11 protein-coding genes and 3 pseudogenes are annotated in these 8,937 nt (G+C 53.8%); 11 read left to right on the plus strand and 3 right to left on the minus strand.

What is annotated here, in order from left to right:
• The first annotated feature begins 8 nt into the window (after positions 1-8).
• The 9 genes from napC (at position 9) to OGV57_RS18355 (ending at position 6,959) form a co-directional block, all read left to right on the plus strand.
• Positions 9-611 (plus strand): cytochrome c-type protein NapC, encoded by a 603-nt coding sequence (gene napC / locus OGV57_RS18315; RefSeq protein ID WP_003027548.1) that lies wholly within the window; start codon positions 9-11, stop codon positions 609-611.
• Between the two features lie 20 nt (positions 612-631).
• Positions 632-1,252 (plus strand): cytochrome c biogenesis heme-transporting ATPase CcmA, encoded by a 621-nt coding sequence (ccmA, locus tag OGV57_RS18320; protein WP_003027545.1) that lies wholly within the window; start codon positions 632-634, stop codon positions 1,250-1,252.
• The gene (ccmB, locus tag OGV57_RS18325) at positions 1,249-1,908 is read left to right on the plus strand and encodes a heme exporter protein CcmB (RefSeq protein ID WP_003027542.1); all 660 of its coding nucleotides are present in this window, start codon (positions 1,249-1,251) and stop codon (positions 1,906-1,908) included. The genes ccmA and ccmB overlap by 4 nt, the downstream gene beginning before the upstream one ends.
• Before the next feature lie 76 nt (positions 1,909-1,984).
• A complete protein-coding gene (locus OGV57_RS18330; protein ID WP_003027538.1) occupies positions 1,985-2,722 on the plus strand; it encodes a heme ABC transporter permease in 738 nt (245 codons plus the stop codon).
• Positions 2,719-2,931 (plus strand): heme exporter protein CcmD, encoded by a 213-nt coding sequence (gene ccmD, locus OGV57_RS18335; protein ID WP_003027536.1) that lies wholly within the window; start codon positions 2,719-2,721, stop codon positions 2,929-2,931. Before OGV57_RS18330 ends, ccmD begins: the two co-directional genes overlap by 4 nt.
• A complete protein-coding gene (ccmE, locus tag OGV57_RS18340) occupies positions 2,928-3,407 on the plus strand; it encodes a cytochrome c maturation protein CcmE (RefSeq protein ID WP_003834619.1) in 480 nt (159 codons plus the stop codon). The genes ccmD and ccmE overlap by 4 nt, the downstream gene beginning before the upstream one ends.
• On the plus strand, positions 3,404-5,359 hold the full coding sequence (locus tag OGV57_RS18345) for a heme lyase CcmF/NrfE family subunit (protein WP_054528602.1): 1,956 nt from the start codon (positions 3,404-3,406) through the stop codon (positions 5,357-5,359). The genes ccmE and OGV57_RS18345 overlap by 4 nt, the downstream gene beginning before the upstream one ends.
• Positions 5,356-5,913: a thiol:disulfide interchange protein DsbE gene (gene dsbE, locus OGV57_RS18350; RefSeq protein WP_003834613.1), complete on the plus strand. Its 558-nt coding sequence runs from the start codon at positions 5,356-5,358 to the stop codon at positions 5,911-5,913. The genes OGV57_RS18345 and dsbE overlap by 4 nt, the downstream gene beginning before the upstream one ends.
• Positions 5,910-6,959 carry a cytochrome c-type biogenesis protein CcmH gene (locus OGV57_RS18355; protein WP_032936615.1) on the plus strand — a complete coding sequence of 350 codons (1,050 nt, stop codon included), beginning with the start codon at positions 5,910-5,912 and terminating at the stop codon, positions 6,957-6,959. Before dsbE ends, OGV57_RS18355 begins: the two co-directional genes overlap by 4 nt.
• A 101-nt stretch (positions 6,960-7,060) precedes the next feature.
• Here OGV57_RS18355 and narP read toward each other — a convergent pair whose 3' ends face one another.
• The gene (gene narP / locus OGV57_RS18360; RefSeq protein WP_003027518.1) at positions 7,061-7,708 is read right to left on the minus strand and encodes a nitrate/nitrite response regulator protein NarP; all 648 of its coding nucleotides are present in this window, start codon (positions 7,706-7,708) and stop codon (positions 7,061-7,063) included.
• A gap of 208 nt (positions 7,709-7,916) precedes the next feature.
• Here narP and OGV57_RS18365 point away from each other — a divergent pair.
• Positions 7,917-8,039 (plus strand): annotated as a pseudogene (locus tag OGV57_RS18365) (transposase); the annotation flags it as partial.
• Between the two features lie 322 nt (positions 8,040-8,361).
• On the opposite strand, the gene OGV57_RS18370 reads toward OGV57_RS18365, so the two are convergent.
• Entirely contained in the window at positions 8,362-8,604 is a 243-nt protein-coding gene (locus OGV57_RS18370; protein ID WP_003027513.1) for a DinI family protein, read from the minus strand.
• A 95-nt stretch (positions 8,605-8,699) separates the two neighbouring features.
• Positions 8,700-8,777, minus strand: a pseudogene (locus OGV57_RS18375) (DinI family protein); the annotation flags it as partial.
• A gap of 65 nt (positions 8,778-8,842) precedes the next feature.
• On the opposite strand from OGV57_RS18375, the pseudogene OGV57_RS23835 reads away from it, so the two are divergent.
• A pseudogene (locus tag OGV57_RS23835) lies at positions 8,843-8,937 on the plus strand (S24 family peptidase); the annotation flags it as partial.

Here is an 8,937-nt window from a genome sequence, read left to right on the forward strand (position 1 = left end):
AGGTCATTATGGAAAATTCTAACCGTAAACCAGGCTGGATTAAGCGCGTCTGGCAATGGTGGCGTCGCCCCAGCCGTCTGGCGCTCGGCACGCTGTTGTTAATCGGCTTTGTGGGCGGCATTATTTTCTGGGGCGGCTTTAATACCGGTATGGAAAAGGCCAATACAGAAGAGTTCTGCATTAGCTGTCACGAAATGCGCAATACGGTGTACCAGGAATACATGGAAACCGTACACTACAACAACCGCAGTGGTGTGCGAGCGACTTGCCCTGATTGCCACGTCCCACACGAGTGGGGCCCGAAAATGATCCGTAAGATCAAGGCCAGTAAAGAGCTGTACGCGAAAGCACTGGGGTTAATAGATACACCGCAGAAATTTGAAGATCATCGTTTAACGATGGCGCAAAATGAGTGGCGGCGTATGAAAGATAACAATTCGCAAGAGTGTCGAAACTGTCACAACTTCGAGTTTATGGATTTAACCGCCCAGAAAGGCGTCGCGGCCAAAATGCACGACCAGGCCGTGAAAGACGGGCAAACCTGTATTGACTGCCATAAAGGGATAGCGCACAAACTGCCTGATATGCGCGAAGTCAAACCGGGCTTTTAACAGGATGTAGATAACCAGGTATGCTTGAAGCCAGAGAATTACTTTGCGAGCGGGATGACAGAATACTGTTCAGCGAGTTGTCATTTCGCGTCAACGCAGGGGAATGGGTACAAATTACCGGCAGCAACGGCGCAGGGAAAACCACTCTGCTGCGGTTGCTTACCGGGCTGGCGCGTCCCGACGCAGGGGAGGTTTGCTGGCAAGAGCAACCTCTGCATCACGTGCGGGACAGCTACCATCAGCAACTACTGTGGATCGGACATCAGCCGGGGATAAAAACCCGGCTTTCGGCGTTGGAGAACCTGCGTTTCTTCCATCATGACGGCGACATCGCGCAGTGTCTGGCTGCGCTGGCGCAGGCGGGACTTGCCGGATATGAAGATATCCCAGTGAACCAACTTTCCGCCGGACAACAGCGGCGCGTGGCGCTGGCCCGTTTGTGGCTGACCCGCGCCCGACTGTGGATCCTCGATGAACCCTTTACCGCCATTGATGTGAACGGCGTTGAGCGACTGACTCAGCGTATGGCGCAGCATACGGAGCAGGGCGGTATTGTTATTCTCACCACCCACCAACCGCTCAATGTTGAAACCGATAAAGTGCGACGTATTGCGCTGACCAGTGAGAGGGCAACGCAATGATGTGGCGAATCTTTCGTTTAGAACTGCGAGTTGCGTTTCGTCATAGTGCGGAAATTGCTAATCCTTTATGGTTCTTCCTGATTGTTATTACGCTGTTCCCCCTGAGTATTGGGCCGGAGCCACAGCTGCTGGCGCGCATAGCGCCGGGCATCATCTGGGTTGCGGCGCTACTGGCGTCATTGCTGGCGCTGGAACGGCTATTTCGTGATGACTTACAGGATGGCAGCCTTGAGCAACTGATGCTGCTGCCGTTACCGCTACCGGCCGTGGTGCTGGCGAAAGTGATGGCGCACTGGGTCGTGACAGGTCTGCCGCTGCTGATCCTATCGCCGCTGGTGGCACTGTTGCTGGGCATGGATATGTACGGCTGGAAAATTATGGCGCTGACCTTGTTACTCGGCACTCCGACGCTGGGTTTTCTCGGCGCGCCGGGCGTGGGGTTGACGGTGGGCTTAAAGCGCGGCGGCGTGCTGTTAAGCGTGCTGGTACTCCCGCTCACCATACCCTTACTGATTTTTGCGACCGCCGCGATGGATGCGGCTTCTATGCACTTACCGGTTGAAGGGTACATGGCGATTCTGGGGGCGTTGCTGGTCGGCAGCGCCACGTTAAGCCCGTTTGCCACAGCCGCGGCGTTACGAATAAGCGTGCAGTAACGAGAATTAGATGTGCAGGCCGGGCAAGGCGCTCCGGCACAACGGATTTTAATTTATGGAGTCTGGTGACTGAACTATGTGGAAAACACTTCATCAATTGGCGATGCCCCCTCGGCTCTATCAGATCTGTGGCTGGTTTATCCCGTGGCTGGCGATTGCCAGCGCGGTGGTACTGATAACGGGATGGGTCTGGGGCTTTGGTTTTGCGCCTGCAGACTATCAGCAGGGGCAGAGCTATCGCATTATTTATCTGCACGTTCCGGCGGCAATCTGGTCGATGGGCATTTACGCCTCGATGGCCGTTGCCGCGTTTATCGGCCTGGTCTGGCAGATGAAAATGGCCAATCTGGCGCTGGCTGCGATGGCGCCGATTGGTGCAGTGTTTACCTTTATTGCGCTGGTGACAGGTTCCGCATGGGGCAAACCGATGTGGGGAACCTGGTGGGTTTGGGATGCCCGACTCACCTCTGAACTGGTGCTGCTGTTTCTCTACGTTGGCGCCATTGCGCTGTGGCATGCCTTTGATGACCGCCGTCTGGCAGGTCGTGCCGCCGGTATTCTGGTGCTGATTGGCGTGGTCAACTTACCGATTATCCACTACTCGGTTGAGTGGTGGAATACGCTGCATCAGGGTTCTACCCGCATGCAGCAAAGCATCGATCCGGCGATGCGTACGCCGCTGCGTCTGGCGATCGTCGGCTACCTGTTACTGTTTGTCACGCTGGCGCTGATGCGCATGCGTAACCTGATTTTGATGATGGAAAAACGCCGCCCGTGGGTGAGCGAACTGATCTTAAAAAGAGGCCGCCAATGACCCCTGCATTTGCATCATGGAGTGATTTTTTCGCGATGGGCGGCTACGCCTTGTATGTCTGGCTTGCCGTAGCGATGAGCGTTATCCCGCTGGTGGTGCTGGTAGTGCATTCCACGTTACAGCATCGCGCAATTTTACGCGGTGTAGCGCAGCAGCGGGCGAGAGAAGCACGTATGCGTGCGGCGCAAGTGCAACGGGAGGCGGCGTGAATATTCGACGTAAAAATCGGTTATGGATAGCCTGTGCGGTACTGGCGGGTCTGGCTTTGACCATTACGCTGGTGCTTTATGCGCTGCGTTCCAATATTGACCTGTTCTATACGCCGGGAGAGATACTCTACGGTAAGCGCGAAACGCAGCAAATGCCTGAAGTCGGTCAGCGCCTGCGCGTGGGCGGTATGGTGATGCCCGGTAGCGTAAAGCGCGATCCGCAGTCGTTGAAGGTGAATTTCAGCATCTATGACGCAGAAGGTGTGGTGGATGTAACCTATGAAGGTATTCTGCCGGATCTGTTCCGCGAAGGGCAGGGTGTTGTTGTTCAGGGCGAACTGGACGAGGGAAATCATGTACAGGCCAAAGAGGTTCTGGCCAAACATGATGAAAATTACACCCCGCCGGAAGTTGAAAAAGCGATGCAGGAAAACCATCGTCGTCCGGAAAGCGTGTATAAGGATAAAACGTCATGATGCCTGAAATTGGCAATGCGCTGTTGTGCCTTGCGCTAGGCGTGGCGTTACTGCTGTCGGTCTATCCGCTGTGGGGCGTAGCGCGCGGCGATGTGCGGATGATGGCTTCCGCGCGGCCCTTTGCCTGGGTGTTGTTTATCTGTGTGATGGGCGCATTCCTGATTCTGGTCAACGCCTTCGTGGTTAATGACTTTACCGTCACCTACGTTGCCAGCAACTCCAATACCCAGCTTCCGGTCTGGTATCGGGTGGCAGCAACCTGGGGCGCGCATGAAGGCTCTCTGCTGCTGTGGGTACTGCTGATGAGCGGCTGGACGTTCGCCGTTGCGGCATTCAGCCAGCGTATGCCGCTGGACATCGTCGCCCGCGTGCTGGCGGTGATGGGGATGGTCAGCGTTGGCTTTCTGCTGTTTATTCTGTTTACCTCCAATCCATTTGCCCGTACGTTGCCCAACTTCCCTATTGAAGGGCGCGACCTGAACCCGCTGTTGCAGGATCCGGGGCTGATTTTCCATCCGCCGTTGCTGTACATGGGGTATGTCGGTTTCTCCGTGGCCTTTGCGTTTGCGATTGCCGCGTTGATGAGTGGCCGACTGGACAGTACCTTTGCCCGTTTTTCGCGTCCGTGGACGCTGGCGGCGTGGGTGTTCCTGACGCTGGGTATTGTGCTCGGTTCCGCCTGGGCCTATTACGAGCTGGGCTGGGGTGGCTGGTGGTTCTGGGATCCAGTTGAAAATGCCTCGTTTATGCCATGGCTGGTGGGAACGGCGCTGATGCACTCGTTGTCGGTCACCGAACAGCGTGCCAGCTTTAAAGCCTGGACGCTGCTGCTGTCAATCTGCGCATTCTCGCTTTGCCTGTTGGGGACTTTCCTGGTGCGCTCCGGCGTGCTGGTGTCGGTGCATGCTTTTGCCTCCGATCCGTCGCGCGGGATGTTTATTCTGGCCTTTATGGTATTAGTGATTGGCGGCTCCCTGCTGCTGTTTGCGGTTCGCGGTCACAAGGTCCGCTCACGGGTAAATAACGCGCTGTGGTCGCGTGAATCTCTGCTGTTGGGCAACAACGTTCTGCTGATTGCCGCCATGCTGGTGGTGCTATTGGGTACGCTGCTGCCGTTGGTGCACAAACAGCTGGGGCTGGGCAGCATTTCGATTGGCGAGCCGTTCTTCAACACGATGTTCACCTGGCTAATGGCGCCGTTCGCTCTGTTGCTGGGGATTGGACCATTAGTGCGCTGGGGTCGTGACCGACCGCGTAAGCTGAAAACACTATTGCTTGTCGCGTTTGTCACCACGCTTGTCCTGTCGCTGCTGTTGCCGTGGCTGTTTGAGGATCGCATTGCGGCGATGACCGTCGTGGGTCTGGCGATGGCATGCTGGATATTCGTGCTGGCGGTGTCCGAAGCGTTCCTGCGTGTTTCCCGCGGAACGAAGTTAACACCAAGCTATTGGGGCATGGTGTCGGGCCACGTTGGGCTGGCGATTACTATTGTCGGTATTGCCTTTAGCCAGAACTACAGTGTTGAACGCGATGTGCGCATGAAGGCAGGTGATAGCGTCAGTATCCATAACTATCAGTTCACGTTCCGCGAAGTGAAAGATATTACCGGACCTAACTACCGGGGCGGTGTCGCCATTATTGGCGTTACCCGAGATGGTAAACCAGAAGCCACGCTGCATGCGGAAAAACGCTTCTATAATAGCACCAGTTCGATGATGACTGAAGCGGCAATTGACGGCGGATTCACACGCGATCTGTACGCTGCGCTGGGTGAAGAACTGGATAACGGCGCATGGGCTGTGCGTCTGTACTACAAACCGTTTATTCGCTGGATTTGGGCCGGAGGATTGCTGATGGCGCTGGGCGGATTGTTCTGCCTGTTTGATCCACGCTATCGTCAGCGCACGCGTCCTCGCGCCGCGGTGCAAAAAAATGCGTCGGAGGCTGTATGAAGCGCAACGCACTGTTAATTCCGTTTATTATTTTTCTGATCATTGCGGCGGCGCTGCTGTGGCAACTGGCGCGTAACGCTCAGGGGGACGATCCCACTAATCTGGAGTCGGCGCTGATCGGCAAACCCGTTCCGACATTCCGCCTGGAGTCGCTGGAAAATCCGGGGCAGCATTATCAGGCCGATGTGCTGACCCAGGGCAAACCGGTACTGCTGAACGTCTGGGCGACCTGGTGTCCGACCTGTCGCGCCGAACATCAGTACCTGAATCAGCTGTCTGCGCAGGGCGTGCGGGTGGTGGGGCTGAACTATAAAGACGATCGTCAGAAAGCCATTGTCTGGCTGAAAGAGCTGGGCAATCCTTACTCATTAAGCCTGTTTGACGGCGACGGTATGCTTGGTCTGGATCTTGGCGTGTACGGTGCGCCGGAGACGTTCCTGATCGACGGGAAAGGTATTATTCGCTATCGCCATGCCGGCGATTTGAATGCCAGGGTGTGGGAGAGCGAGATCAAACCGTTGTGGGATAAGTACAGTAAGGAGGCTGCGCAATGAGATTTTTACTGGGCCTGCTGATGCTGGTTATCTCTGGATCCGCGCTTGCGACCATCGATGTGATGCAGTTTAAGGATGAAGCGCAGGAGCAGCAGTTCCGTCAGCTTACCGAACAGTTGCGCTGTCCTAAATGTCAGAACAACAGTATTGCCGATTCTAACTCGATGATTGCCACCGACCTGCGTCAGAAAGTGTACGAACTGATGCAGGAAGGAAAAAGTCAGAAAGAGATTGTCGACTACATGGTGGCCCGCTACGGCAACTTCGTCACTTACGATCCGCCGTTGACGCCGCTTACTATACTTTTGTGGGTGATGCCGGTGGTTGCGATTGGTCTGGGTGGCTGGATTATTTTCGCCCGTACTCGCCGACGTGTCCGGGTAAAACAGGAAGAGTTTCCTGATGACGTTATCCCGGATGGCAAACGCGGTGGGTTCGGGTTGTTTGTGCCCGGCATCGTGGTGGCGCTGGGGGTTGGCGCAGTGAGCTATTATGAAACCGGCAACTATAAGCAGGTTCAGGTCTGGCAACAGGCCACCGCTCAGGCACCTATGCTGCTGGAGCGGGCGTTGGATCCAAAAGCTGATCCGCTCAATGAAGAAGATATGACGCGTCTGGCGTTGGGTCTGCGCACTCGCTTACAAGCCGATCCTACCAACGTTGAAGGTTGGATCATGCTTGGGCGAATTGGCATGGTACTTGGTAACGCCAGTACGGCCACTGAAGCCTATGCCAATGCTTATCGACTGGATCCGAAAAACAGTGATGCTGCGCTGGGCTATGCGGAAGCGCTGACCCGTTCTTCCGATCCTGATGATAACCGTCGGGGAGGGGAGCTGCTACGCCAGTTGGTACGCGGCGAACATGCCAACGTGCGGGTTCTCAGCATGTATGCGTTTAACGCTTTTGAACAGCAGCGCTTTGGCGAGGCGGTTGCGGCGTGGGAGATGATGCTGAAATTATTACCGGCCAATGATACCCGTCGGGCGGTGATAGAACGCAGCATTAAGCAGGCGATGGAGCAGCTAACGCCGCAGGAGAAGTAAGAGTGAAAGATGCCGGATGGCGACGCAAAGCGTCTTATCCGGCCTACTGATGCACGTGACTTGTTGGCCCGATAAGCGTAGCGCCATCGGGCAATATCTGATTACTGCATGCCGCGTGTTTGTAAAAATAGAATGGTGGCAGCTACACGAGAACGCACGTTGAGTTTGCGCAGCAGATTGCGAATATGCACCTTCACCGTCTGTTCAGAAATATTCAGCACTGATGCAATCTGTTTGTTCGATAGCCCCTGAGCAAGTTCATGTAACACATCCAGTTCGCGTTCGGTGAGAACGCTGAATGGGTCTTCCTGGGCGCCAAACAGGTCGCGCTCGCGCAAATATTCGCTGACGCGGGTACTAAAGGCTTTACCACCTTTGGCACCACTGCGAATAGCCTCCAGCAGGACTTCAGGATCGCTGTCTTTAAGTAAATAACCATCCGCGCCGGCATCAATTAGAGCGTACACATCGTTGGCGGCATCCGATACGGTAAGAATAATAATTTGCGCGGTGACGCCGTCCCGACGCAGCGCATTCAGGGTATCCAGTCCGCTCATCCCTTTCATATTGAGATCCAGTAGGATCACATCAAGGTCCAGGCGGTTTGCCAGGTCGATAGCGCTGGCACCATCACCCGCTTCCGCGACTACGTTAAAGGCGGGATCAAGTTGCAATAATTGACTAATTCCTCGCCGCATCAGTGGGTGGTCGTCAACAATCAGCACCCGAAAAGGCGTTGCTTCAGGCATACTATTCTCCTGAGTTTTTATTAGTATCATTATTGTTTTCAGCGCATCAATCGTCCAGATTCATCACGCTGATGAGAGGATAAATTTTACCCCAATTTGTGCATGGGTAAGTAGTAAAACCTGTACAGATGTAAGTATCCCGCATAATCGTGCCATTCATATTTAGAGATCCTCCGGCATAATCAATCTGCCAACAAAGGAGATCACTATGCGTAAAGCCCGTTTTACTGAGCATCAGATCATTGCCGTAATTAAATCGGTTGAATCCGGACGAATCGTTAAAGATGTCTGCCGGGAGGCCGGTATTTCTGAAGCCACTTACTATAACTGGTTGTTGCAAAGGATTGTTCAATGGTGAATAATTTTCATTGGTATTATTTTTCTTGAAATTGTCGCTTTGTCCTAATATATGATAGCCATAGGTTGCTGAATCATATCAAGCAGTGTTCCTTTGCCGATATTTGGCGTAATAACGGAAATCATTAAAGATGACCTGGCTGGCCAATTGATGGTGAGTCGTAACGAGAGTTGCCGCAACCACACCGTATGCAAGAGCATGATTGCGGCCGACTGGCGAACGTTCGATAGTGCGAGTATTGAATGATTGCCAGTCACGGCGGATTGTACTTAAGCAATATGACGGTTCAAGGCGTTTAATCTGAAACCAGCCACATATCAGCCTCTTCAAACATTTCCTGAACAGTACGGCTTATCTGCTCCTTCTCATGCTTACTGGCGTCAGTATTGATCGCCGGTAGTGTCATCATCGGTTTAACCCGAACATCAGCATCGGGGAAGAGCCGCTGAACCCTCTTAGTCAATTCTCCCAGAATGATATCTTTTGCTCCGGGCAAACCATCAAAATTCCTTTTGTCATAAACGAGTTCCACGAACATTGCTTGTAGCCTTTTTGCTGGATGTATATACAGTATTTATACTGTGTTTTTATCCGGTATTCAAGAGGGGTTAATTGATGCCACGACGCAGCGATATTGAAATGGCCTGGCATGCTTCGATACAGAAAGAACCTAGTGGCCGGAAGACCGTCACCACATAGCGGTTTGTCCAGGAACTGAGCAAGGTCAGCTGGAACTGGACAATGAAGCCACCTTCAGCCCCACCTGATAAATCTGGAGAACGGGAGCGCTGCCAGAAGATGGTGATGGCTACAATTCCTCACACGCAATATTTGGAGTTATCACGTACATCATTAATGATGCCAGGAACGC

It is taken from the genome of Citrobacter sp. Cf087 (assembly GCF_030334285.1).
GTDB lineage: Bacteria > Pseudomonadota > Gammaproteobacteria > Enterobacterales > Enterobacteriaceae > Citrobacter > Citrobacter freundii.

Bases quoted from the DNA above. Each gene is read 5' to 3' on its own strand.
- ccmB (WP_003027542.1), top strand. From the start codon at position 1,249: ATGATGTGGCGAATCTTTCGTTTAGAACTGCGAGTTGCGTTTCGTCAT.
- OGV57_RS18355 (WP_032936615.1), top strand. From the start codon at position 5,910: ATGAGATTTTTACTGGGCCTGCTGATGCTGGTTATCTCTGGATCCGCG.
- OGV57_RS18370 (WP_003027513.1), bottom strand. From the start codon at position 8,604: ATGTTCGTGGAACTCGTTTATGACAAAAGGAATTTTGATGGTTTGCCC.
- OGV57_RS18330 (WP_003027538.1), top strand. From the start codon at position 1,985: ATGTGGAAAACACTTCATCAATTGGCGATGCCCCCTCGGCTCTATCAG.
- ccmD (WP_003027536.1), top strand. From the start codon at position 2,719: ATGACCCCTGCATTTGCATCATGGAGTGATTTTTTCGCGATGGGCGGC.
- napC (WP_003027548.1), top strand. From the start codon at position 9: ATGGAAAATTCTAACCGTAAACCAGGCTGGATTAAGCGCGTCTGGCAA.
- narP (WP_003027518.1), bottom strand. From the start codon at position 7,708: ATGCCTGAAGCAACGCCTTTTCGGGTGCTGATTGTTGACGACCACCCA.
- dsbE (WP_003834613.1), top strand. From the start codon at position 5,356: ATGAAGCGCAACGCACTGTTAATTCCGTTTATTATTTTTCTGATCATT.
- OGV57_RS18345 (WP_054528602.1), top strand. From the start codon at position 3,404: ATGATGCCTGAAATTGGCAATGCGCTGTTGTGCCTTGCGCTAGGCGTG.
- ccmA (WP_003027545.1), top strand. From the start codon at position 632: ATGCTTGAAGCCAGAGAATTACTTTGCGAGCGGGATGACAGAATACTG.